Consider the following 24289-nt stretch of genomic DNA (forward strand, 5'->3'; position numbering starts at 1 on the left):
CCCCGGTGCCTACCTGCCCGAGCTTGCGGGCTCGTTGAACAACCTCGGCCTCCGGCTGTCCGAGTTGGGTCGGCGGGAGGAGGCCCTACCTCCCGCCGAGGAAGCCGCTGCTATCTACCGGCGGTTGGCCGAGGCGATCCCCGGTGCCTACCTGCCCGAGCTTGCGGGCTCGTTGAACAACCTCGGCCTCCGGCTGTCCGAGTTGGGTCGGCGGGAGGAGGCCCTACCTCCCGTCGAGGAGGCTGTCACGATCCGCCGGCGGTTGGCCGGGGCCAACCCCGCCGCTTTCCTACCCGACCTCGCGACGTCGTTGTGGGCGTACGGGTGGGTGTGCGTGAACATACAGGCCAACTTCGCCGAGGCCCTGGAAGCGGTCACTGAGGCGGTCGCCATCTACGAGCGTCTGACCGAACAGTTGCCGGCCGCGTTCGCCGGGCGGCTGTTCGCCGCCTACCGGACTCTCGCCGATGTCCTCGACGGACTGGGCCGGGCCGACGATGCCGCAGAACTGCGCCGGCAGCTCGACGAGGCTACGGCGGCGGCACGGACCCAGGATGACGGTTGCCTCAGGAAAGGTCCTGAATAGCCTGGCACGGCGCTGAAGATCGGCGAGAGTCATGGGTGCTTGCTCAGCGTAGTTCCCCGTGGCACGGGGAAGGGTGGGGCGTGGGGGCGTCCGTAGGGTGGTGGGCGTGAGCGATGTGACGTACGCCCGCCTTGGTGCGGAGGCTGCTGGCGGGTTGACGGACGAGCTGTGTGAGGTCTATGCGGACGCCTACGGGCAGGTTCCCGGCGAGGATGCGACGGTCAAGGTCGACGCGTTTCGGGATCGGGCCACGGCGGCGCTGGGTGCGCGGAACTACGAGTTGGTGACCGCACAGGTGGGGGATGAGCTGGTGGGGTTTGTCTTCGGGTACAGCCTGCGGCAGGACCGGGACTGGTTCGCTGGGCTTCAGCCGGCTCCGGAGGAGGGGTTCACCGACGAGCGGGGTGGTGAACGTACGGTGGTCCTGGCCGAGATCGAGGTGCGCAAGGCGTGGCAGGGTCGGAGGATCGGGCGCGGCCTGCACGATGCGTTTCTGAGGGGACGGCGTGAGAGGGCGTTCGATTTGTTCTTGATCTACTAGTATGTGCCTCGCCAGGTAGGAGTGGATTCGTCTGTTATCCGGCGGGTGACGTTGTCGATCATCGCGAGGTGGATCATGGCTTCGGAGCTGGCGGGCAGGGTCTCGTAGTCGCGCACGAGCCTGCGGTGGAGCATCAGCCAACCCAGCGTTCTCTCCACCACCCAGCGCCGTTTCACCACGTGGAAGCCTCGGGTTTCGGTGTTGCGTGGCACGACCTCGGCGTCGATACCCAGCGTGGCGGCGTGTTCGACGAACTGGTTCTTGAAGCCGGCGTCCACCCAGGTCTTGGCGACGCTCGGGTGGGCGGCTTTGAGCTGGTCAAGCACATGGATGCCGGCGCGGTTCTCGGTCATCGACGCGGCCGTGACGATGACCATGAGCAGGAGCCCCAGGGCGTCCGTGGCCACGCTCCGCTTGCGGCCCACGATCTTCTTCGCGGCGTCGGTTCCCTGTGTCGCGGTCGGCGGATTGGTTGACGTCTTCACGCTCTGTATATCGATGACGGCGGCGGTGGGCTGCGGGTCGCGGCCGGCCTTGACCCGGGCCAGGGCAGTCAGATCGACGTTGAGCTGGGCGAAGATGCCTTCGTCGCGCCAGGCGGCATAGTAGTAGTAGACCGTGGTGTGTGGCGGAAAGTCATGGGGAAGGTATTTCCAGGCGATGCCTGTTCGGTTGACGTAGAAGATGGCGTTGAGTACCTCCCGGACGTCGGTGCGGGCTGGCTCGCCGGTGGGCCGCCGGTCGAGGCGGGCCTGCTGCCAGGCGAGCAAGGTCGGTCCGACCAGCGCCCAACGGGCGTCGGAGATGTCGCTGGGGTAGGCGCGGCGAGCGGTCATGGTAGAGATCCACTCTGGACGAAGCCGGGAGGTCAGCGGTCGACATAAGCGGCGATTCAGCGTCAGGTCTACGTCAGACGTAATCCGCAGCGCATATCGAGAGGAAGCAGGCGCCAGCTCGCTCGCCAGGGTAGCGGCATACCGCCGCTTGGCGGACTTACGGCACGAATGGGGCGCACCTCAAAAGGTTCATAGTGGGACAGCGTTCATCGAATGCCCTCTGAGAGGGCGTTTGAATAGGCTTTGTAGCTATAAAAGCGCTTTGCGTCGTGCGGCTTATGCGGCTTTTATGAGTACACAAGTCGATTACGTCTCGCGTAACATAGTCACGCACCGCCCTCTTGGAGTGGAAATGGTCCCGCGATTCCGTCTGGCTTATAAAGGTCCGCTTTTCTCTCGCCGCGCATGGCGAGGCTGGGGCGCGTGCGGCTGAAATCAAGGCATTCCGACCTATGGGGGCGCAGGCCGACGAAGGCACGCCGACGATCGAGCGGCAAAGCATATCAAATCGGAAACATGAATGCCTATCAAACGCCCTCTGAGGAGTTGATCCACCTGGAGGCACTTAAGCTGGTACGGCTGTGCCTCGAAGGAACGACCTACAAGCCGTTCCGGCCCTGGTGGTAACCGGTGTTCGTCGTTCTGGTCTACGACACCGCCGTCGAACGCAACCCTGCCGCACTACGCACATGCCGGCAGTACCTGCACTGGGTGCAACGCAGCGTATTCGAGGGCGAGCTGTCCGCAGCACAGCACCGAAGTCTCATCACTGCGCTCCGCCAGCAACTCGACCTGAGCTACGACAGCATCCGCATGTACCGGATCGGCTCCCCCGCACCTCGTCCAAGTCGAGACGCTCGGAGCCGAACTAGGCCACCCGGATTCGGTACTCTGACCTGCACAAATACACAACCGCCGGACCGCTGCAAAACTCGGCCAGATCCGCGCCTGGAAAGCAGGCTTGACCTGCGACTTAAGGTTCGGGTCGCTCATCACCCCTGGAGGGATCGCAACACGTTCGGCACGCCGAGGTCGGCCCGCCACTCGCGGTCGCTCATCACCCCTGGAGGGATCGCACGCGGCGGCGAGGAGGTGCTGCTCGACGATGTCGATGCCGCGTCTCCCCATCGCGATGCCCATTGCACTACTGGTAGCGATGCCAGATGGCCCTGAGATCTTCCGTGAAGAGCGATCGAAGCCGGTGGGCCAGCTCGTGAGCGACCTCCGGACGACCCGCGAGCGCATCGATGGTGCTGGTAACGAGCTGAAGCTCCCGGACGCGGCGCAGGACCGGCCAGCAGCCCGCCGACTCAGTGATGTCGACACCGTAGGAATCAACGAAATCCTGGTAGTCGGCCGGTGAGCGTCCGAACCGGACAACCCCGTGGGCGGTCGGCACAAGGTCCCATTCCCGGGGTCCGATACATATGCCGTCCAGATCGCAAAGCATGGGCTGCGGGCGAGAAGCTCCGTCCTGACCGGCGGCGGGCAACAGGACGTTTCCTGTGTGCGCGTCCCCGTGGATGATCCCCGGCGGCAGCCGCCACACGGCCCGGTCAAGATCCTCTTCTAGTACGTCGCAGCGTCGGTGAAGATCGCGCAGCAGGTCGGCGGCTCGGATGCCGAACTCCGCCATCGACCATTGCTCCAGCTCGGCGGCGCTCTCGGGCGGTAGCACAGCGGCAGCGTCGATACGTCGCCGGAACTTCTCGATGGGCGACCAGACCGGCAAGGCGAGGTCGATCTGACCAATGCCATGGAGGGCACGTAGCGGTGCGGCAAGGTCGACGGGCTTGGGCTCGTCGCCGACAGTGGGAACGTGCTGCCAGACCGTGGCGACCCAGTCCCCGCTGACGATCGGCTGCGCCGCAACTCCCGTGGCAAGCCGCACTGTCGGCATGCCCAGTCTCTCAAGGCAGGCGGCGACCGACACCACCCGGCGGGCGAGCGTCATGGCGTGGGCGCCGGCAGCAAGTCGGATCACGAACGGCCGTGCCACGAACACCGCGTTCATCGTGTACTTGACGAGTCTGGCGCTGGCCGGGTCGACGCCGATCTGAGCGCAGACGTCGCTCAGGTGCCCGTGAAGCTCCGAAGCCACAGCGTCACTGAGGGCGGTAGCCATCAGACCGCCTGTAGCTCCGCGATCCGATGCCCGAGAGCAGCGAGCGCCGGTTCCCGCTCGGCCTGGGGTGCGGCGAGCTCCCACAGCGCGTTCAGGCGATCGTTGACACGAGCCGATCGCATCCCGTCCGCCACCAGCCCCACCGCCTTCATCCCGTACTCGCCAGCGGTAGCGAGATCACCGGCCAGGATACTCGCGGTGGAGACCGAGATCGTGTCGAAAATGAAGGACCTGCGGTCTTGCGGACGACGTAGCCGGACTGCCTGGTGGGAGTGCTCGGCGGCGCGGTCGACGTAGCGGACGTGGTGGGGGTGACGGGCGAGGGCGGAGTAGACGACGGCGGAGATGCCATGTCTGTCGGCTTCGGTCAGCGCGAAGTGGGTCCAGACCGGCGCGGTGTCCGGGTCGGCCTGGTCGAGTTCCTGCCGCGCCCTGGCGAGGCTGTCGACGACTTGGTGGTCGGCCCCGAGGAGCGCGTAGGCCCAGGCGGAGTTGGCGTGGAGTATGCCGACGCTGGCGTGGCAGCCGGCCTGTTGTGCGGCGAGCTGTCCGAGGCCGAACAGTTGCAGTGCCTCGGCTGGCTGGTCCTGGTGCAGGCTGACCCGCCCCAGGCGATACAACGAGTTGGCCAGCAGGGGCAGGGAGTCGGTCTGGCGCGCCAGGACGAGGCTCTGAGTGAGATGCCGACGCGCCAAGTCGTGGTCATCGAGGTCATGCGCAACCCAGCCGACCAGGTTGTGCAGCTCCGCGAGGGCGGACCGCAGGTCACGAGCAGCCGCGTCGTTGCACTGCGCCTGTAGGAGCTGCGTCGCCCAGGCGACATATCCGCGTGCGGATTGCAGGCAGCGTCCGCCGCCTGCGACGGCATCGAGCCGACGGTGGAAGGCGGTCACGGCGCGTACTGTCGCTACTTCGTCCTGACCGACGGCGGCGGGGACGGCGATCTCCTGGGGGTTGGGCAGCCACCGCTCGACATCGGCGGGTACCGCTCCTACCGCGATGCTGGCGACGACACCGAGCAGCTCGCGAGGGTCGAGCGGCGCGGCGGTCGCGGCCCGCTGGGGTGAGCTCTGCCGGTGATGAAGGGTCTGTTCGTCGAGGGCGAGCCCCATGTAGTGGCGCGGGATGCAGAGCCCTTCCGCGATGCGTTCCAACACCGAGTAGCCGGTGACGATGCGTCGGCCCGCCGCGATCTCCGAGACTCGGCTGGCGCCCAGCCCGGTCGCCGTTGCGATTGCCGACAGGCTGAAGCCGCGTTCCCTCAGGAAGCCGAAGACCGCGGCGATGTCGTGGCGGGCGAGGTGTTCGCGAATGCTGACGCCACGCCAGGTGCCTTCGTGCCACCACTGCGGCCTGACGACCCGCTGCATGAACTGTCACTCCCCCCGACCGCGGATACTGCGCACAGTAGTGGGCCGGCCCCTGCGATGTCCGGTCCTACGGCCCGCCGTCTCACCGTGAGAAGCCCACCGTGAGGCGCTCACCGCTGCCTAGCTGACGACGGCCCGCATCAGCCAGGGTCATCGCCGGGGCGGACGTAACGACCGTTACGGCGCCGGCCCGGATGCCGGAAGCTGCACCGCGCCCTCGTCATCTCATCTTCCGCCTGATTCGGCGGTAGCGGCGGCCGTTGCCGAGGTGCGGACGCCGAGGCTTCACGGCGGGTCAGACAGGCCCGCAGAACCGAGAAGGAGGAACACATGGCAAGCGGAACCCTGGAGCTCAGCACGGCCGGAAGCGACGACGAGTTCGACCTCGACGTGAGCCTGCTGGAGGTGGCGGACGTCGCCGGCCTGGTCAACCTGACCGACGACGGTTGCGGCAGCACCTGCACGGCCTGCACCACCAACGTCGCCTGATCAGTCCCTCTGCACGGCCGGCCGGCGCCGTCACGACCGTCGGTGCCGGCCGGGCACCCCTGTCTCACCGAGGTGATCACGTGAGCCGTTCCGGGGATTCCCCCGCCTACCGGGCGATGGATGCCGCGCTCGTCCGCGCCGTCGCCCATCCGACGATCGAGCTTCCCCCGTGGCCAGACGTGACCGAGCCCCGGCCCGACCTCGTACCGTCGTGGGTCGGCTGGCTGCAGCAGGTCTGGGCGATCGACGCGGTGGTCGAGGCGGTGACGCTTTCGAGTCCGGTGCTCGCGGATCAGGTCAGCAAGCTCTGCGCGGGTGAAGCCGATTCGGTACGCGGGACGCTGCGGATGGTCCACGCCGTCGCCCGGTACGTGCAGCGCCTGCTGGGTCGCCCCACGCCGTTCGGGCTGCTCGCCGGCGTGGCGCCCGCCGTCCTCGGGTCACGGGCGCCTTCCCGCTGGGGCACGGCGCACCGGGCGGTCGCCCGGGCTGGCGCTGGCTGGCTCAGCGACGTGATCGCCCGCCTCGAAGCCTGTCCCGAGCTGCTGTCCCGCCTGCCGGTGCTCACGAACAGCACGCTGACGATCCGCGACGATCGCCTGATCGTCCCCTACCAGCCGCATGGTGGCCACGACGGGCGGATGGAAGCGGTGGAAGCCTCCCTGCGTCACTCGGCTCCGGTGCGCGCCGCCCTGGCGGCGGCCCGCAGTCCGATCCGCACGGAGGTCCTCGCCGCCCGGCTTCGGGGAGAGTTTCCGCAGGCAACGGCCGGCACCGTCATGGCCATGCTCACCCAACTGATCACCCACCGTGCCCTCATCACGGGCCTGCACGCCCCCAGCACGGAGCCGGACGCGCTCGCGTACCTGCTGCGCCAACTGGACGAGGCCAGCGCCGATTCGGGTACGCCCGTCGCCGGCGTCGTCGACGCTCTTCGCGAGATCCATGCCAGGATTCGGCGGCACAACACAGCACGGCCGGACGAAGCACCCGAGGCTCGGCGGCTGGTGGCCTCGCGGATGCGGAGCCTCGAGATCTCCGAACGCGAGCCGCTCGCCGTGGATCTACGACTGGACGCCTCGGTGTCGCTCCCGGATCAGGTTGCCCGGGAGGTGGAACGCGCCGCGCTGGTGCTGACCCGGCTGAGCGCGTGCCCGTATGGCACTGCTGCTTGGCGTGCCTACCACCAGCGCTTCTACGAGCGCTACGGGATCGGTTCGCTGGTGCCGGTGCGGGAGGTCGTCGACCCGGACATCGGCATCGGCCTGCCCGACGGCTACCCGGGCGGGCTCGCCTCGGAGCCTCGCTCGCCGATGTCCCGCCGGGACGAGGTGCTGCTCGGCGTGGCGCAGCGCGCCGCCTTGGACGGCGAGGCGGAGATCGTCCTCGACGACGCGCTGATCGCGCAGTTGGACCTGGGGCCGCAGCGGCTGCGCCTGCCTCCGCACCTGGAGGCGTGCGTACGCGTGCAGGCCGCCGACGAGGACCACCTGAGGCGGGGCCGGTTCACGGTCGAGGTCACCTCCGTGTCCCGGGCCGCCGGTGGGTTCACCGGCCGGTTCCTCAGTGTGCTGCGGCCGGGTGACGCGGGACGGTCGCTGGCCGGCTTGGCCGGTCTGCCCGCCAGCGACCGGGACACCGTGCCGGTGCAGGTGTCGTTCCCGCCGTTGGATCCCGGGACCGCACACGTAGCGCGCACCGTCCAGGTGCTGCCGACGGTCCTCAGCCTGGCCGAGCACCGCTGGCCGAGCCGGTCGGTGCTGACCGTCGACGACCTCGCGGTGGGGTGCGACGGCCGGCGCATGTATCTCGCGGTGCCCGACCGTGGCCACCGGGTCGAGGCGGTCGGCATGCACGCGCTGAACCTGCGCATCCACACCCCACCCCTCGCCCGGTTCCTCATCGAACTCGGGCGCGCCCAGTGCGCCCAGGTCACGGCTTTCGACTGGGGTGCCGCCGCCCGGGCAAAGCTGCTTTTCCTGCCCCGGGTGCGGTACGGGCGGGCGATCCTCGCCCCCGCGACCTGGCGGTTGCCGGCCGCCGGGCTGCCCGACCGGCACCAGCCCTGGTACGTCTGGGACGACGCCCTCGACCGGTTGCGGGCCCGTCGGCGGTTGCCGCGGCTGGTGCACCTGGTCGAGGCCGACCGGCGCCTGCCGCTGGACCTCGACGAGTCGGCACACCGCGTCCTGCTGCGCACCCACCTGCTGACCGCACCCCGGGCGACCCTCGTGGAGGCACCCGCCCCGCAGGACCTCGGGTGGTGCGGTGGCCGCCCACACGAGGTCATCGTCGCGCTGCGCGCCACGGCACCACCGCCCTGGCCGCCGCTGCCGAAGCCGACCCCGGCGCGCGTCATCGGACGCGAGCAGGGGCAGACCCCGGCGGCCTCCCGGATCCTGCTCGCGAAGCTGTACGGGGACATTCGGCGTCAGGACCTGCTCCTGGCGGAACACCTCCCTCGGCTGCTCTCCGAGTGGGATGCCGCGCCTGGCTGGTGGTTCCTCCGGTTCCGCGACCCTGACCAGCACCTGCGGCTGCGCATCGTCCTTTCGGACCCGTCCGCGTTCGGGCCGGTGGCCGAGCGGGTCAGCGCGTGGGCCGACGACCTGCGCCGGCGTGGCCTGCTGCGCGAGCTGCAGTACGCCACCTCCTACCCGGAGACGGGCCGGTGGGGATCAGGTCCCGCCATGCAGGCCGCCGAAGACGTCTTCATCGCCGACTCCCACGCCGTGCTGACACAGCTGCGCCAGCCCGTGCGTCCGAGCCGGCAGGCGTTGACCGCCGCGCAGATCGCCGCCATCGCCGTCGCCTACACCGGCGGCACCGAGGCCGGCATGCGCTGGCTGGTCGACCACGTGCCCGCCACGGCACCGCAGCCGGTGCCCCGGTCGATCTTCCGCGAAGCCGTCCGGCTCGCCCAGCCCGACGACGACTGGGCGGCGCTGCGCGCGGCCCCCGGCGGCACCGCCATCGTCGACGCCTGGAAGAACCGAGACGTCGCCCTCGCCGCCTACCGGGCCCACCTGCCCGGCCCGCACACCGACGGCATCGACCCCGACGACGTCCTCGGCTCGCTCATGCACGCGCACCACATCCGCGCGGTCGGCATCGACTTCGACGACGAGGACCAGTGCCGCTACCTCGCCCGGGCCGCCGCCCTGGCCCACTTCGCCCGGGGCCGGCGATGAGCCTCGCGTACGACAGCCACGAGCTGGCCGTCGCGGTCGCCGACCTGCTCGACCGCCCCGACGATCCCAGCCTGCCGATCCATCAACCCTGGTGGCGGCAGTCGCTCGCCCTCGGCGTACCCGGAATCGCGCTGCTGCACGTCGAGCTGGCAGCGGCGGGGCTGCGGCCGTGGCGGCGCGCCCATCGCTGGCTCACCGCCGCCACCAGCAGCCCGGTGACAGCGGGCGCGGACAGCCATCCCTTCCACGGTGCACCCGCAGTGGCGCACGTCCTCGCCTGCGCCGCCGCCCACCGGCCCGGCGCGTATGCCCGGGCGCTGGACGGCCTCGACACGGCGATCGCCGCCGACGCGCGGGCCCGGGTGGCCGCCGCGCACGCCCGCATCGACGCGGGCGAGCTACCGGCCCTCGCCGAGTTCGACGCGATCCGAGGGCTCGCCGGGATCGGCGCGTACCTGCTGCGCCGGCCGTCGACCGGGGACGAGCTTCGCGCCGTACTCGAATGTCTGGTCCGGCTGGCCTCTCCCCTGCACCGCGACGGCGAGGTGCTGCCCGGCTGGTGGAGCGGCAGCGGCCCCAACGGACGCGCCGACGACCGGTTCCCCGGCGGTCACGGCAACCTCGGGATGGCACACGGCATCGCCGGTCCCCTGGCCCTCCTGTCGCTCGCCGCCCTGCGGGGCGTCCTCGTCCCGGGTCAACTCGCCGCGATCTCCACGGTCTGCTCGTGGCTCGACCGGTGGCGCAGCGACACCGCCGCCGGCCCGAGCTGGCCGTACTGGATCACCAGGGAGCAGCTGCGCGCGGGTAACGCGGCGACCCCGGGCGCCCAGCGGCCGTCCTGGTGCTACGGCACGGCGGGCCTAGCACACGCGCAGCAGCTCGCCGCTCTCGCGACCGGTGACCCGGTCCGTCGCGTGGCCGCCGGCGACGCGCTCGCCCGCGCCCTGGTCGACCCGCGCCAGCTCGCCGCGACCACGGACTCCTCCCTGTGCCACGGGTACGCGGGCCTGGCGCACCTCGCCCGCCGCGTCGCCGCCGACGCTCCCCCTGGCACCGCCGCCCGCCTCGACGCCCGCGTCCCCCACCTGCTCGGCCTGATCGACCCGGCCGGCGCCGGCCCTCGGCGTACGGCGGCCGCCCTGGTCGCCGCCGCGCCGGGCCCCGGGCTGCTCGAAGGTGCCGCCGGAGTGGCCCTGGCCGCGCTGAGCTGCAGCGCCGCGTCGACGCCGGACAGTGCCTGGGACTCCTGCCTGCTCACCGCCCGACCCGCCCACCACCGACCCTGAGGATGTCCGACCCGATGCCAACCCCGCAATGGCGGCAGTACACCGTCGAGTTTCCCAGCCCGGCCGCGGCCGAGAGCATCGCCGCCACCGTCCTCGCGCCGGCGCTCGCCGCGGCTCAGGACGACGGCATCCTGCACGGCTGGTGGTACGTCCGCAAGTACCCGTCGTGGCGGTGGCGGTACATCGCACACGACCCCCGCTCCTGCCTCGTCGAGGACCTGTTGGAGAGGCTCGCCATCGACGGGCGCATCATCGACTGGACCCGGGGCATCTACGAGCCGGAGACGTCGGCGTTCGGCGGCGTCCCCGGCATGCACGTCGCCCACGACCTCTTCCACCAGGACAGCCGGCAGCTGCTCCTCGGACCAGGCTCCGACGATCCGGCCGCACTGGGCAGGCGCGAACTCGCCGTCCTACTGTGCAGCGTGCTGATGCGCAGCAGCGGCCTGGACTGGTACGAGCAGGGCGACGTCTGGGCCAGGGTCGCCGACCTCCGCCCCGCCCCGGCCCTGAACCCGGACGCCACCGCCGGGCTGGCCCGGGCGATGAACCGGCTCATGACCGTCGACGTCCAGGGCCTGAGCGGTCCCGCTCCGGACAGCCCTCTCGCCGACTACGGCCCGTGGCTCGACGCGTTCGAGGCCGCCGGTCAGACGCTCGCCGACCTGGCACGCCACGGTCGCCTCAACCGGGGCCTCCGCGCGGTCCTCGCACACCACGTCATCTTCCACGCCAACCGCGCGGGCCTGTCCGTACGCGACCAGTCCGCGCTCGCCGCACTCGCCGTCACCAACGTCTTCGAACCCATCAGGAGGAGCACCGTGTCACCCTCGGAACCCGCCCGGCCGACCACTAGCGTCGACCAGATGACCACGCTTCGTGAGTCCGCGGAACTGCGGACCGAGCTCGTGGGCCGGCTACGGTCAGAGAACATCATCCGCACGTCCACCGTCGAAGCCGCCATGCGGCAGACCCCACGGCACCTCTTCCTGCCCGGCGTGCCGGTGGAGCAGGCGTACGCCGACGGGCCGGTCTACACCAAGACCGACGGCCGGGGCACCTCGATCAGCGCGGCGTCGCAGCCCCGGATCGTGGCCATGATGCTCGAACAGCTCGCCGCCCGACCGGGCCACCGGATCATGGAAGCCGGTGCCGGGACCGGCTACAACGCCGCTCTCCTCGCCGCCATCGTCGGCGACACCGGGCGCGTCGTCACCATCGACGTCGACGACGACCTCGTCGACGGGGCTCGCAAACACCTCGCCGCCGCAGGCATCGCTAACGTCGAGGTGGTGCGCGGCGACGGCGCGTTCGGCCACCCCGACGGCGCACCGTACGACCGGATCATCGCCACCGTCGGCGCCTGGGAGACGCCCACCGCGTGGCTGCAACAGATCGCCCCGGACGGCCGGCTGGTCGTGCCGCTGCGGCTCCGCGGCGCCGCATCCCGCTCGATCATCTTCGAACGGTACGACGGTGGGTGGCGCGACGTCGGCAGCGAGCTGGCCGTCTTCATGCCGCTGCGTGGCATCGGCGACGACGCTCGACGACTGGTGCCTCTCACCGACAAGCAGGACGTGACCCTGCAGGTGCACAAGGACCAGGACGTCGACCCGGCCGCGCTCGCCGGCGTGCTCGACAGCGAGCGGCACGAGATGTGGACCGGCGTGCTCTTTCCGCCGATGGTGCCGTACGAGTGGCTGGACCTTTGGCTGGCCTGCCGCCTCGACAACGCCATCATGCGGATGAACGCGCAACCCCAGGCCATCGAGCGCGGCACCGTCACCCCCATGTTTCCCTGGGGCGCGATGGCCACCACTCACGGCCCGGACCTCGCGTACCTCACCATCCGGGCGGCACCGCCGGCCGCCGACGGCGGCAAGCGGTACGAGGTGGGCGTCGTCGGCCACGGCCCCTCCGGCGAGAGCCTCGCCCAGCAGGTCGCCGACGAGGCACGCCTCTGGGACAGCGAGTACCGCGCCCGGACCGTGCGCTTCGAGATCCCCGACGCGCCCGCCGGAGAGAACCCGTCGGCCGGACGCTTCGTCCTGCCCCGGCCGCACCACCCGATCACCGTCACCTGGCAGTAGCCGGTGGACGCCGCCAGCCACGTCCTCCGGCGCTTTCCCCTCGTGGCCCGGCCTCGGCCCGTCGCCAGGGCGCTGACCAGCCGCATCGACGACCTCTGCGCCCTGGCCGACCGTGCTGAGCGAGAGAACGACCTGGCTGCGGCGTCCGCCGTCTACAACCAGGCGGCGCTGATCGCCTCCGACTGCGGCCAGCCCGAGCTGGCCCGGCAGTGGTGCCACCACCATGCCGACGCGTACCTGCGCGCCCTCCCCCTGGGCGCGCAGGCCGCGCGGCATGCCCTGGAGCCCCTGGTGAACCTCGCCCGCCTGCACGTCAGAGACGGCAACGGCGACGCCGCCCTCGCGCTCCTCGACGACCTCTTCCGAGCCGTCTCGTCCCGCACCGACGTCCTGGTGGACGGCTACCCCCTGCCGGCGGGTCGGCTCACCAGGACCGATGACGATCACCGCGAGGTGCGGCAGTGGCTGTGGGCGGTGCTTCTCGCCGACGGTGCCCGCGCACTCACCAGCACGGGCCGGTGGAACGATGCCTATCACCATCTCAAGCGGCACAACGGCATCGGTCGACGGATGCTCGACGGACGCCAGGTCGCGGTCATCGCCCACACCACCAGCGGCGAGATCGGACGTGCCCGCACGATCATCGCCGAGACCGTCCCCGGTGAGCCGTGGGAGGCCACCGTCACCGCGTGTCTGGCCTACCTGTGCGCGAAAGCCGCCGCCGCGCCGGAGGAGGACCTCCTCGGCGCGCTGCTCCGCAGCTTTCGGCGGCTGGAGCGCCCGGCCGACCTGGCCGTCTTCCATACCCGCCTCGGGCTCGCGATCGTCGATGCGGCTGACGGACTGGCCCGCCCCGACGTGCGGGACCTCGCCGCAGACCTGATCAACCAAGCCCTCACCTGCGGCGACGCCTACGTCGCCCGGGACATGCTGCACCACCGCGAGATCCTCGCCGTCATCGACGCCCGGTCGGAAGCGAAGCTGGCCGAGGTCCTGCGGGTAGCTGGCATGGCACACCAGGGCATGCCTTTCACCGCCTACGAGCGGCTGTTGGGGCCGCTGGCAGTCAGCAGAGCGGTGATACGGGGCGCGGTCGCCGCCTCAGCGGCGGGGCGGTGCTGAGGCCGGGCTCTGGGATGGAGCCGAGCCGGCATCGCTGGCGTCTCGCGGCAGGCCGCTCACGTCAGACCGACCTGCGCACCGCAGCGACGCCGCAGGCCACCAGGAACGTGACCACCATCAGTCCGATCCGGAGCCAGGGGACGTCCCGGGTCGGCCGCACGCCGATCGACACCGCAAGCGCCAACTGCGCGACCAGCGCGAGACAGATGACCACGCTCAGCGCCCGATAGGTGTTTCCGAAGTCGGACCAGAACACCCAGGTGCCGAAGACCGCGGGGACCACCATCAGCAGGCTCAGGCCGATCAGCGGGACGGCGATCCTCCACCGCATGCGGGCGTTCACCGCTGTCCGTCCCGGCCCTCGCTGGCGGCACCGCTCGGCGGCTCTGCCTCGACGGTAAGCCCCGCGCCCGCGCCACGAAGCTGCTGCGCCTGCCGCTCCCACTCGGCGCGCTCGTCCCGCGTGAGGGCGTTGCGCTCGTTCAGCGACGCGGTGAACGCGTCGCCTAACGCCCGGCCGTGCCAGGAGTAACCGACCGCCGTCCGCAGGTCCGCCTCGCCACTGAGGACGGTGCGCGCCAGCGAGCCCAGCGGGTCGTCGCCGCTGCGGCTTCTGGCGAGCGTCGTCAGGACCGCCCGAGCCAGTGGCTCGCGGTGAATCTCGTCGGTCATGGCCTATCCCTGCTGTCCGGGGTGCTGATAGGGCTTGAGGTCGGGAAGCGCCGAGACGGCAGCGCCCGCCTGAATCATGCCAATGGTGCCGGCGATGCCCTTGAAGGTGGCCTCGGCGTTGCCGAAGAAGGTCGAAATCTCGTTGTACAGGTCGTACGCCTGCCACGCGTAGTAGGCGGCCACGCCGTAACCGACGACCGGCCCGACCCCCGTCTCGATCGTCGCCGTGCCAACGGCCGAGGCAAGGTTGATGACGATCAGGACGTCGATGAGCTTCACGATCAGGCCACTCACCACGTCGAACAGCTGCTTGGCCGCCTCCGCGGCCTTGGTGTAGAGCTGGGCGTACTGGTCACACGTCGGGTGCAGGGCCATGGCCGCCTTGCCCAACGTGAGCTGAAACTCCTGCTCCGCTTCTGCGGCCTGCCCGCGCCAGACCTCCGGCACGTCGGCTGCGGTGGTGACGAGGTTGCGGCCGATGTCGAGTAACGCGTTGCCGATGATCCGCCAAGCTGCGGCGCAGTGGATGTAGGCGTCCCAGTCACCGCTGAGCTGCTTGCTCCAGTCCTCGAACGGGTCGTACCCGAACAGCCACACGCTGACCTGGCGCAGCCAGGCAGCAGGGCTGATCAGATCCGCGAGAGGATTGATCTTCCACATCTCAATCGCGGTCGCGTAGTTGGGCGACACCAGGCTGCTGGTGGGCTCGGCCACGTCAGCGAACGGCGACCGGGGCACGGTGGGCCACAAGTCGGGACGGCCGGTGCTGAGCGTGCTCCGCACCGCCGCCGGGTCCTTCGCGCCCGGATAGGTCTGGTCGAGCCGGGTCGCCGAGTCCACATCCGAGACGGCGTAGGCAACCTGGGCGAGGTTGACCTGGGTGGCGGCACCCCGGGTGACCGTCTCCAGCCGTTGGAGGCCCTCGGCCATCCGGTCGTACACCAGCTTGTGCGGGCTGGCGAAGATGACCAGCAGACCTTCGGCGGCGAACGTCAGATCGCAGTGCCGCTTCACGTACGCGAGCGTGTCGCTGACGTCGCCGGATGCCCGGTGTAGCGCGTTGTACAGCCCGTTCAGGCCAGCCGGATCCACGTAGAAGCCGCTCATGTTCCCCCGTTGAACGCCGCTCGGCTCTTTCGCAAACACGAACAGTACTGGAGCGTGATCAACAGCGTCAACGCGCTCTTTTGGCGCACGGTGATCCGGCCCATGCGAGGAGTCATCGGCGGGATGGCGCGGTAGGCGCTGCACGCGGACAAGACATCCCACGCAATTTGGTGTCAAGCTGCGGTGGGTAGCTGTTGTGGTTGGGGTGGGGTGAAGGCGGTTGTCTCCTGGTAGAGCTGTCGGGTTTGCAGGCAGTGGTGAAGGCAGCCAAGGAGCCGGTTGGACAGGTGGCGCAGGGCGGCGGTGTGGCCGTCGCCGGCGGTTCGTCGGCGTTGGTAGTGAGCGTGGGCGCCGGGGGAAGCGGTGAGGGCGGAGAAGGCCCAGAGATGGCTGGCGTGGGCGAGGCGCTGATTCTTCACTCGTCGGTGCATGACGATCAGGCTCTTGCCGGAGGCGCGGGTGATCGGGGCGGAACCGGCATACGATTTCAGTGCTCGTGTATCAGCGAAGCGGGATCGGTCATCTCCGATCTCGGCGAGTACCCGGGCGCCGATGAGTCGACCGAGGCCTGCGAAGCTGGTGATGATCTCGGCGTCCGGGTGTTGATCAAAAGACTGTTCTGCGGCCGTGGCCAGGTCTTCGGCGTTGAGGCAGGCGGTGTCCAAGGCGCGCAGTAGGGCCAGGGCTTGTCGTCCCATGGCCTGTTCGACCAGGGGTGGCTGGTGCAGGGTTGCGGTGGCCAGGGCCTGGTGCAGTCGGTCAGCTTCGGCGGTGACGCCTCGTTGCCGGCCGGCTCGTCGTAGGGCGTCGGCGAGGTCGTCTGGGGTCAGTGTCGCTGCCTGGGTGGGGGTGGGCGCTGTGGCGAGTACGGCGCGGGCTTCGGGGCGGGTGATCCCGCCGCGGGCGTCGCGGAAGGCCAGCAGGAACGTCGGGTAGTACTCGCGCAGCAGTGAGCGCAGTTTGTTGTGGGCTTGGGTTCGATCCCATACGGCGTCTTGTTGCGCACGGGCGAGAACTGCGATCGCCTGGACGAGTTCGGAGTCGTTGGGCAGCGGCCGGTGCACGGCCATGTCGGTGCGCAGAATGTTGGCCAGGACCACCGCGTCGACATGGTCGGACTTGGTGCGTGAGACGGTATATCGGTCTCGGTAACGAGCGACCGCGACCGGGTTGATCGCGTAGATCTGCCGGCCGGTCGCCCGTAGGCAAGCCACCAGCAGACCCCGGGAGGTCTCGATCGCCACGGGGATCGGCTGTTGCGGGTTGTCACCGGCGTCGGCGAGCAGGTCGATCAGCTGCCGGTAACCGGCCGCGTCATCACCGATTCTCAGCCGTGCGACCAGCCCGCCGCTGTCGTTGACGATTGCGACGTCGTGGTGTTCCTCGGCCCAGTCAATTCCGCAGTAAACGGTCATAGGCATCAACCCCTCGTAGGTGATATCTGAGATTCGGGCGGGCCCGCCACGATCACGCCGCGACCTAATGAAAGGACTCTCGGTCCACCATCCCACCAGCGTTGAAGTGACCGTGGACGCCCGCGTGGCCCTCCATCGTTGTCGAAGGATTCGATGATCCAGGCCTGTCCAGAGGTGGCCCACGCGAGCGGCTCAAGCAAGTGACTACCACTGCACAAGGGCCGGTCCTGCCAGGACCCGCCGTGTCGGATCGGTCTTGTCGAAGCGCTCACCGCGCGGGCTACAACGCGAGATCTCCGAACGAGCCCCGGGCAAGACCAGCCCTTGCATGCTCATTAGGCTCTACCTCCTCCCACTGGGCGAGGCGCTCGCCCAGCGGGAACGCTTCGCCCACGGTAAAGATCTTCCCGGCGCCGCTCTCCCCGGGTCGTAGGCTCGGAACCTCGACCTTCTCGACGCAGTGTCAGGGACGCCCATCCGGCCGGCTGGGGGCATCTGTAGATCGAGCCCCTTAAGCCGAAACAGGCAACCCGGATGCGATAGTCTGACCAGCGGAAATACATAACCGCCGGACCGCTGCAAAATTCGACGGCCTCGGCGCCCGGAATGCAGGCTTGACCTGCGACTTAAGGTTCGGGTCGCTCATCATCCCTGGAGGGATCGCAACCCAGACCGGGTTGGTCGCCTCCTCCGACGTGATCACCAGTCGCTCATCATCCCTGGAGGGATCGCAACTCCCACCAGACCACCCGACGGGGCAAGGTCCTGTTGTCGCTCATCATCCCTGGAGGGATCGCAACGCGGCGAGGAGGCGGCGGCCGATCTCGGCCTGGACGCGTCGCTCATCATCCCTGGAGGGATCGCAACCTGTCGTTGGGTCCGTAGTCGTGGTCGTCCCACGTCGCTCATCATCCCTGGAGGGATCGCAACACACCACGAAGCGCGGCGACCCGGTGCCGTACGAGTCGCTCATCATCCCTGGAGGGATCGCAACTTGTCCGGCAGGGTGAGGCCGAGAACTTGACGGGCGTCGCTCATCATCCCTGGAGGGATCGCAACGCCGGAGGCTGATGTCACAGCCGGCCACCCGGGGTCGTCGCTCATCATCCCTGGAGGGATCGCAACTCCCACATCGTGCGGTACTGCGTCGCGGACGCCGTGTCGCTCATCATCCCTGGAGGGATCGCAACGTGAGGGTGTAGCCGTGGGCGAGTTCGGTTGGTCCGTGTCGCTCATCATCCCTGGAGGGATCGCAACTGCCCCGGGCCGGTGGGGTCGCCCGGCCGCGTCAACTGTCGCTCATCATCCCTGGAGGGATCGCAACTTGCGCACGTACCGGTCGTCGTCCGTTGGCTCCAGCGGGTCGCTCATCATCCCTGGAGGAATCGCAACATGAGGTACTTATGCTGGTTGTAGTCGATGTCGAAGGTCGCTCCTCAACGTACGAGGACCGCGACACGGACCGGCAGTGAGAACTTCGAGCTGCCGCTCAGGTTGATCATCGGTTCCTAGAGAGATAGCAACAACCGGCCCCTGAGTATCGCGATGCCGACGGCTGGCTGGTCGTTCTAAGCTGGGCGAACGGCGCTCGCGGACACTCCAACCCATGGTCGATCGGAATGGCGAAGGGTTCTACAGGTCCTGGATGTTCTCCAGCACCGCCGGGCCACTTCCGGCGCTGGTGTCCTCCGCGATGCTGCGATCGCCTACGCAGTGCGTCGACGCGGCCGGAGCGAGGTCAACGACCAAGCCACGAGAGGCTACCGGGGTGTCCATAGAAGCATCCCTGGGTGGCGAGGGGTCCGGGTGACGCAACCCGGACCCCTCGCCGTGCTCATCCAGAGCCCGACCCGTCCCGCGCCGGATCTCCGGACAGCGTAGCCAGGGCACCGAGGCCGCCGGTAGTCCTCGTGCATACCGCGGATCGCCGCTCCCGCGTACCCTCACCTCCAGGTAGGTGCCGTCCTGGCACAGTGCCAACGTTCGGAGGTGCCGCAGACCGTGATCAGTCCTCTCGCCCGCCGTCTTCGACTCGGCAACGCGATCCGCGAGTTGCGCGACGCTGCCGGACTTACCGGCAGTCAGCTCGCCCGGGAAGCCGGGCTGGATCGCACCGCCATCTCGAAGCTGGAGAACGGCGAGCGCCGACCTCTCGACACCGTCCTGCGGATCCTCGACGTACTCCTGCCTGACGGTGACGAGCGATATCGGAGCCTCCAGCGTGTTGCCCGTGACGGCTTGACCAAGGGTTGGTGGACCGGTTCCGAGTTCGTCGGCATGGGCGAGCGGCAGGCGCGCACCGCAGATATCGAGTGCGGCACCCGCACGATCCGCGAGTACCAGAACTCCCTGCTGCCGGGCCTGCTACAGACCGAGGCGTACGCCCGGCATCGGGGTCAGGTCGCGCTCGACGACGGCGCCGACTTCGACCTCGGCGGCACCGTCGCTGGCCGACTTCGCCGGCAGCAGCAGATTTCCGGCCCGGATGGGTCGGAGTACGACGTCGTGCTGGAACCGCAGGCCATCGAGCGGCTGCCTGTGCCGCCCGAGATCATGCGGGAGCAGTTGCTCCACCTGTTCACCCTGGCCACGACGAAGTCGAACGTGCGGGTCCGCGTCCTGCCGGTTGACGCCCGGCTCGGACGCGGGTACGTGCCACGCTCGCCGTTCGCGTTGTACGCCTATCCGGACCCCGAGGACCTGACGCTGGTCGCCGTCGACACCGTGACGGCGGACCTGCTGGTCACCGAGACCGAAGAGGCGCAGCGGTACGCGCGGCTGTTCGACCAGCTGCGTGATGCCGCGCTGTCTCCCGAGGACAGCGCGGACCTCATCCAGAAGGCTGCCCAGAAGGTGGCCGATGCCTGACCCAGGAGTTCTCCATGAACGATCCCGAGTTCCACCGCTGGCGGAAGTCCACCCGCTCCGACGGCGGTCAAAACTGCGTCGAGCTGTCCGACGCAGTTGACGGTCGTGTGATGCGCGTCCGCGACAGCAAGGACCGGACCGGACCCGTACTGTCGTTCGACCACGACGGCTGGACCGCCTTCATCGCGGGGGCAAAGGCTCACCAGTTCGACCTGTCCTGACCCGATCACTAGCCCATTCGAGGGGCCGGCACCGCATGGTGCCGGCCCCTCGCCGCGTCCTGGCAGGACACGGCGGGTCAAATTCCGCGTGCCCCTTGTGACATTGACCGGCTCCGTGCCAAGCTAGCACCGTGCCAAGCAGCACAGTGCCAGAACGGCACGGTGTAGACATTGGCTTGGTAGGCATACGGCATCCCTGGGAGCACCTCATGGTCCTGACTGGATACGGCTCACCCGGCCTGTTCTCCGCGACCGCTTGCTCCATCCAGCGGGTCGATGAACTCCGCGTCGTCCTCCCGACGACCCCACATCCCCGGCGCGGCCAGGCGGTTGCTGGTGTCGGCCAGGTCGTGGGGGCCACCAGCCGGGAGGTGCTGTCCGGCTACGTCCTGATCGTCCATCGCCCCCGAGGTCCGCGCGTGGCACTGCTCAAGCGGTGGCCGTTCGTCCACGTCGTCCCTCGTTCCTGTCGCTGGTGCAGGGACGTCTGGAGGTGCCGGCCGGTCATCTGGGCGCGCGACGTCGCGCGACGTTCCGAGCCACGGAGGAAGCGATGGATCTGAGAGTTGCGAACGTGGTGCGGGACGGCACCGCTTCACGGATGGCCGAAGCGGAGGGCAATACGGGCCGCCCTCTGATCACCTGGCAGACAGGCTGTGGACCGTGACGCCGCCGGGAGAGATTCGGTCCAGGATGCGCGCCAGCAACGACCCGTACCTGCTTCGCCTGCTGCTCTGGTGCGAGATCTGCGACCGCCGGATGATGTGCGGTCTTCTCACCGAACTTCGAGAAATCGAAGGCACCGAAGCCCACGTCCCGGTCCGCATCTACAACTGCGCCGCGAGGTGCCGGACCGAGGACCTGATCGCTGAAGCAGCTGAGTCTCTGGCCTGGAACGCAGCCGAGCGGCGCGCCACCCTCTGCGACATCCGCACCCCCTACCGGCAGTCCGTCCTGGAGATGCTGATGGTCAGGGCCGTGGTCGGCAGGGACATCAACGACATCCGCTTCATCTGGAAGTTCTGACCCCCGCCGGTCGCTGCTTCCCGCGGAGCACGGCCGGCGGGCCGAGCCCGCGCTACCGAGTTCCCCCCGTGCTCTCGGTCGCGCGGCAAGCGGTCCCGCTGTGGTCCGTCATTCGACCGCAGCGGGACCGCACCCCGGAGTGGGCCGGCCGGGTCCTTCCAACGTGAGCACGGCCCTGTTCAACACGTCCAGCTGCCCGCCATCCACAGACGACTCGACCCAGAAGGGCATGCCGTGGTGAACACACCCTCCGGCCCGGCCGGTAAGCACCCGGAATCGGTCAGGCCGGCCCGGCCCGCCCGCGCCTTCGGCTCCGCCGCCGCGCAGACCAGCCGGATCGCCGACGAGTTCTTCTTCATGGCGCACGATGACCGGACCGGTCGGCCCCGGCTGTACGAAACTGCGCTGTCTCACGGCCTCGCCGCCGGGCTGCTCGCCGAGCTCTACTACGCCCGGCGGATCACCTTCGACCAGGGACACATCCGGGTGCGGGACGCCCGACAGCCGACGGACTGGCTGCAACACCTCGTCCTCGAACAGCTCGTCAACGCGCCCCAGCACACCGCGACCCGAGTGTGGCTGGCGTTCTTCGCCACGTCCGCGTACGCCCAGGTCAGCCTGCGCATGCGGCAGGCTGGCCTGCTCCGCACAGAGCAGATCGGGATGTTGTGGCGTCAGCGCACCCTGCACGTGCCGACGGACGTCAACACCGCCGCCTGGTCGTGGGCCCACCTGTCCCAGCAACTACGCCACCGCCGGCCACTCGACGACATCGACGTCACTCTGGCCGGTCTCGCGCTTCACACCCAACTCGACCGCGCGTTGCTCGACGGCGCGCCGTTCGCCGCCCGGGTGCACCTGCGTCAACTGGTCCACCGACCGTCGTCGCCCCTGGGTGACTTGTTTGCGGAGCTCGACAGTGCCATCGGCGGCGCCGTCCTGAGCCACCGCACCTCCTGAGTCGCCGCACGTCCGGAATGCGGCTGACGACCCATCCCTGCTGAGAGAGAAACCATGCCCTACTCGAAAGCCGACAACGTGTCGGAGGTCCTGGCGCGCGGCCGGCTAGGGATCCCCTCCGTGCTCTTCTTCGTGATCGCCGCCGCAGCGCCGCTCACCGTCGTGGCCGGCGGCGCCACCACGGGGTACGCCGTCACCGGTGTCACCGGCATCCCCGTGTCGTACCTGATCATCGCCGCCGTGCTGGCGGTCTTCTCCGTCGGCTACGTGGCCATGTCCCGGCACATCGTCAACGCCGGCGCCTTCTACACCTACGTCACCCGCGGGCTGGGCCGCCCGACCGGCGTCGCCGCCGCCATGGTCGCCCTGCTCGCCTACAACGCGATGCAGATCGGCTTGTACGGAGGGTTCGGCGCGGTGCTTGCCCTGTTCCTCCACGACCGGTACGGGTGGAGCATCGCGTGGTGGGTGTGCGCCCTGGCCGCCTGGGTCGCCGTCACCGTCCTCGGAGTGCTGCGCATCGACCTCAACGGCAGGGTCCTCGCAGTCATGCTCGTCGGCGAGTGCGCCGTCGCGCTGATCTTCGACGCCGTCATGGTCAGCCACCCCGCCGACGGGACCATCGCCTTCGACACCCTCGCCCCGTCGCACGCCGTCGCTGCCGGGATCGGCGCCGCACTGGTCACGGCCATCACCGGGTTCGTCGGCTTCGAGGGCACCACCGTCTTCGCCGAGGAGACCAAGGATCCGTACCGGACGGTCGCGCGGGCAACGTACCTCGCCGTGGCCGTGACCGGCCTGCTCTACGGCCTGTCGGCCTGGGCGATGTCGGTCGCCACCGGCCCCCACGCCATTGTCGACGCCGCCCGCGCCGACGGCACCGACCTGATCTTCAACCTCGTGTCCCCGCACCTCAGCGCCAGCGTCGTGACCATCGGCCGGGTCCTGTTCATCACCAGCCTGTTCGCGGCCCTGCTGTCGTTCCACCACACCGTGGCCCGGTACCTGTTCGCGCTCGGCCGGGAACGGGTCCTTCCCGCCGCGCTCGGCCGGACCAGCCGGCGCACCGGCGCGCCCAAGGTCGGCTCGGCCATCCAGAGCACCATCGCGTTGGCCGTTCTCATCGGCTACGCGGCCGCCGAGGCCGACCCGATCACGCACCTGTTCTTCTGGGTGACCGTCACCGGCGGCCTCGGTGTCCTGATCCTCATGACCGTCACCTCCGCCGCCGTGGTCGCCTACTTCGCCCAGGTCGACCACGACGAAGGCAGCTGGCGCGCGGCAGTCGCCCCCGGGACCGCCACGGTCGCGCTGCAGGCGATCCTCTTCGCCACCGTGAACGAGTTCGACACCCTCCTCGGCGTCGACGCCCACTCACCGCTGCGCTGGCTCATCCCCGCCGCCTACGCCGTGGCCGCGCTCCTCGGCGCCGCCTGGGCGCTGATCCTGCGCCGCGCCCGCCCCGACATCTACGCCGGTATCGGCCTCGGCGCTGCCGCCCTGACCGCGACCCGCCACTCCCCCGACCGACTACACCAGCCGGCCTGACCCGACCCCACCACGGGAGCGAAGCATGAACCACACCAGGGCAGGCGTCGTCGTACGCCGTGCCACCCACGACGACGCGGGCCCGCTGGTCTCCGTGCTCGCCGAGGCGTTCCTTGACGGGCCGGTGGCCGACTGGCTGGTCCCCGACCCCGCCGTACGCAGGGTCGTGTTCCACCGGTACTTCCAGGTCGTCCTGCGTCACGGCCTCGACCACGGTCACGTCGACACCACCCACGACCTGTCCGCCGTCGCGATCTGGCACCCCCGCACTGAACCCCCACGCGGTGTCGACCCGGAGCACCAGGCCACGGTGGAGAAGGCCACCGGGGTGTACGCGCGGAAGTTCCAGGTGCTCGACGCCATGTTCGAGGCCTGGCACCCCCATCAGTCGCACCACTACCTCACCCACGTGGCCGTCGACCCGCCCCGGCAGAACCACGGCATCGGCGCGGCCCTGCTGGCCAGCTACCACTGGCAACTCGACCGCCTGGGCCTGCCCGCCTACCTCGAAGCCACCAACCACCGCAACCGCCACCTCTACACCCGCCTCGGCTACCAGCCCGGCCCGCCCCTGATCCTGCCCACCGAAGGCCCCACGATCTGGCGCATGTGGCGGCAACGGCCCACCGGCGCCGTCACCTCCCGGTTCCCTGCCGACACCCCGCCCGACCGGAGGACCCCGTGAACACGCACGCTCTGCCCCCGCCGATCCGCCCGGCCCGCCCTCAGAGGGCGGTCTGGAGATTCTTGAGTTGGTCTATGCGTTGAGCCCGGTTGGTGGTCTTCCGGCGGGTTTGTTGTGGGTCTCTACCGGTCGATGTTGGGGAATGTGA

Annotated in this window: 22 protein-coding genes and 1 CRISPR repeat array; of the genes, 14 read left to right on the plus strand and 8 right to left on the minus strand. The window is 69.5% G+C overall.

Annotation, left to right across the window (positions count from 1 at the left end; genetic code table 11):
- Together ACFT41_RS28405 and ACFT41_RS28410 are read left to right on the plus strand one after the other, a co-directional pair.
- Positions 1–586 (plus strand): tetratricopeptide repeat protein (locus ACFT41_RS28405; protein ID WP_377614036.1); only part of this gene is annotated, 586 nt, incomplete at its 5' end.
- A gap of 106 nt (positions 587–692) precedes the next feature.
- Positions 693–1127: a GNAT family N-acetyltransferase gene (locus tag ACFT41_RS28410; protein ID WP_377585158.1), complete on the plus strand. Its 435-nt coding sequence runs from the start codon at positions 693–695 to the stop codon at positions 1125–1127.
- Here ACFT41_RS28410 and ACFT41_RS28415 read toward each other — a convergent pair.
- Positions 1124–1963, minus strand: coding sequence for an IS5 family transposase (locus ACFT41_RS28415; RefSeq protein ID WP_377585155.1), 840 nt, complete (start codon positions 1961–1963; stop codon positions 1124–1126). The genes ACFT41_RS28410 and ACFT41_RS28415 overlap by 4 nt on opposite strands.
- A gap of 630 nt (positions 1964–2593) precedes the next feature.
- On the opposite strand from ACFT41_RS28415, the gene cas2 reads away from it, so the two are divergent.
- Complete coding sequence (gene cas2 / locus ACFT41_RS28420) at positions 2594–3136, plus strand: CRISPR-associated endonuclease Cas2 (RefSeq protein WP_377585152.1); 543 nt, start codon at positions 2594–2596, stop codon at positions 3134–3136.
- Here cas2 and ACFT41_RS28425 read toward each other — a convergent pair.
- A complete protein-coding gene (locus tag ACFT41_RS28425; RefSeq protein ID WP_377585149.1) occupies positions 3108–4088 on the minus strand; it encodes a phosphotransferase in 981 nt (326 codons plus the stop codon). The two genes, cas2 and ACFT41_RS28425, sit on opposite strands and share 29 nt — an antisense overlap.
- Positions 4088–5458 (minus strand): tetratricopeptide repeat protein, encoded by a 1371-nt coding sequence (locus ACFT41_RS28430; protein ID WP_377585146.1) that lies wholly within the window; start codon positions 5456–5458, stop codon positions 4088–4090. Before ACFT41_RS28430 ends, ACFT41_RS28425 begins: the two co-directional genes overlap by 1 nt.
- Positions 5459–5788: 330 nt before the next feature.
- Between ACFT41_RS28430 and ACFT41_RS28435 the strand changes: the two genes are divergently transcribed.
- The 5 genes from ACFT41_RS28435 to ACFT41_RS28455 all read left to right on the plus strand — a co-directional run bounded on the left by ACFT41_RS28435 (position 5789) and on the right by ACFT41_RS28455 (position 13639).
- A complete protein-coding gene (locus ACFT41_RS28435; RefSeq protein WP_377585144.1) occupies positions 5789–5947 on the plus strand; it encodes an FxLD family lanthipeptide in 159 nt (52 codons plus the stop codon).
- Positions 5948–6027: 80 nt separating this feature from the next.
- A complete protein-coding gene (locus ACFT41_RS28440) occupies positions 6028–9138 on the plus strand; it encodes a lantibiotic dehydratase (RefSeq protein WP_377585141.1) in 3111 nt (1036 codons plus the stop codon).
- Entirely contained in the window at positions 9135–10427 is a 1293-nt protein-coding gene (locus ACFT41_RS28445) for a lanthionine synthetase C family protein (protein WP_377585139.1), read from the plus strand. Before ACFT41_RS28440 ends, ACFT41_RS28445 begins: the two co-directional genes overlap by 4 nt.
- Before the next feature lie 14 nt (positions 10428–10441).
- Positions 10442–12517 (plus strand): methyltransferase, FxLD system, encoded by a 2076-nt coding sequence (fxlM, locus tag ACFT41_RS28450; RefSeq protein WP_377585136.1) that lies wholly within the window; start codon positions 10442–10444, stop codon positions 12515–12517.
- 3 nt (positions 12518–12520) lie between these two features.
- On the plus strand, positions 12521–13639 hold the full coding sequence (locus ACFT41_RS28455) for a hypothetical protein (protein ID WP_377585134.1): 1119 nt from the start codon (positions 12521–12523) through the stop codon (positions 13637–13639).
- 61 nt (positions 13640–13700) lie between these two features.
- Here ACFT41_RS28455 and ACFT41_RS28460 read toward each other — a convergent pair whose 3' ends face one another.
- Genes ACFT41_RS28460 through ACFT41_RS28475 form a run of 4 tightly spaced genes read right to left on the minus strand, consistent with a single transcriptional unit; the run spans position 13701 to position 16833 of the window.
- The gene (locus ACFT41_RS28460; RefSeq protein ID WP_377585131.1) at positions 13701–13970 is read right to left on the minus strand and encodes a hypothetical protein; all 270 of its coding nucleotides are present in this window, start codon (positions 13968–13970) and stop codon (positions 13701–13703) included.
- Positions 13971–13978: 8 nt separating this feature from the next.
- Positions 13979–14311, minus strand: coding sequence for a hypothetical protein (locus tag ACFT41_RS28465; protein ID WP_377585129.1), 333 nt, complete (start codon positions 14309–14311; stop codon positions 13979–13981).
- 3 nt (positions 14312–14314) lie between these two features.
- Positions 14315–15562 (minus strand): hypothetical protein, encoded by a 1248-nt coding sequence (locus ACFT41_RS28470; protein WP_377585127.1) that lies wholly within the window; start codon positions 15560–15562, stop codon positions 14315–14317.
- Positions 15563–15591: 29 nt separating this feature from the next.
- The gene (locus ACFT41_RS28475; RefSeq protein ID WP_377585125.1) at positions 15592–16833 is read right to left on the minus strand and encodes an IS110 family transposase; all 1242 of its coding nucleotides are present in this window, start codon (positions 16831–16833) and stop codon (positions 15592–15594) included.
- Positions 16834–17470: 637 nt separating this feature from the next.
- Positions 17471–18225: direct repeats of the CRISPR family, unit length 30 nt; unit sequence GTCGCTCATCATCCCTGGAGGGATCGCAAC.
- A 609-nt stretch (positions 18226–18834) separates the two neighbouring features.
- Here ACFT41_RS28475 and ACFT41_RS28480 point away from each other — a divergent pair.
- Together ACFT41_RS28480 and ACFT41_RS28485 are read left to right on the plus strand one after the other, a co-directional pair.
- Positions 18835–19701: a Scr1 family TA system antitoxin-like transcriptional regulator gene (locus tag ACFT41_RS28480; protein WP_377585123.1), complete on the plus strand. Its 867-nt coding sequence runs from the start codon at positions 18835–18837 to the stop codon at positions 19699–19701.
- Between the two features lie 14 nt (positions 19702–19715).
- The gene (locus tag ACFT41_RS28485; RefSeq protein ID WP_377585121.1) at positions 19716–19922 is read left to right on the plus strand and encodes a DUF397 domain-containing protein; all 207 of its coding nucleotides are present in this window, start codon (positions 19716–19718) and stop codon (positions 19920–19922) included.
- 230 nt (positions 19923–20152) lie between these two features.
- Here ACFT41_RS28485 and ACFT41_RS28490 read toward each other — a convergent pair whose 3' ends face one another.
- On the minus strand, positions 20153–20323 hold the full coding sequence (locus tag ACFT41_RS28490; RefSeq protein ID WP_377614037.1) for a hypothetical protein: 171 nt from the start codon (positions 20321–20323) through the stop codon (positions 20153–20155).
- Positions 20324–20615: 292 nt separating this feature from the next.
- On the opposite strand from ACFT41_RS28490, the gene ACFT41_RS28495 reads away from it, so the two are divergent.
- The 4 genes from ACFT41_RS28495 (at position 20616) to ACFT41_RS28510 (ending at position 24141) form a co-directional block, all read left to right on the plus strand.
- Positions 20616–20948: a hypothetical protein gene (locus ACFT41_RS28495; protein WP_377585119.1), complete on the plus strand. Its 333-nt coding sequence runs from the start codon at positions 20616–20618 to the stop codon at positions 20946–20948.
- A gap of 234 nt (positions 20949–21182) precedes the next feature.
- Positions 21183–21908: a GPP34 family phosphoprotein gene (locus tag ACFT41_RS28500; protein ID WP_377585117.1), complete on the plus strand. Its 726-nt coding sequence runs from the start codon at positions 21183–21185 to the stop codon at positions 21906–21908.
- 54 nt (positions 21909–21962) lie between these two features.
- Positions 21963–23456, plus strand: coding sequence for an APC family permease (locus tag ACFT41_RS28505; protein WP_377585115.1), 1494 nt, complete (start codon positions 21963–21965; stop codon positions 23454–23456).
- Between the two features lie 25 nt (positions 23457–23481).
- Positions 23482–24141 carry a GNAT family N-acetyltransferase gene (locus ACFT41_RS28510; RefSeq protein ID WP_377585113.1) on the plus strand — a complete coding sequence of 220 codons (660 nt, stop codon included), beginning with the start codon at positions 23482–23484 and terminating at the stop codon, positions 24139–24141.
- Positions 24142–24289 lie beyond the last annotated feature (148 nt).

This window comes from Micromonospora sp. NPDC057141 (assembly GCF_042670805.1).
Taxonomy (GTDB): Bacteria; Actinomycetota; Actinomycetes; order Mycobacteriales; family Micromonosporaceae; genus Micromonospora.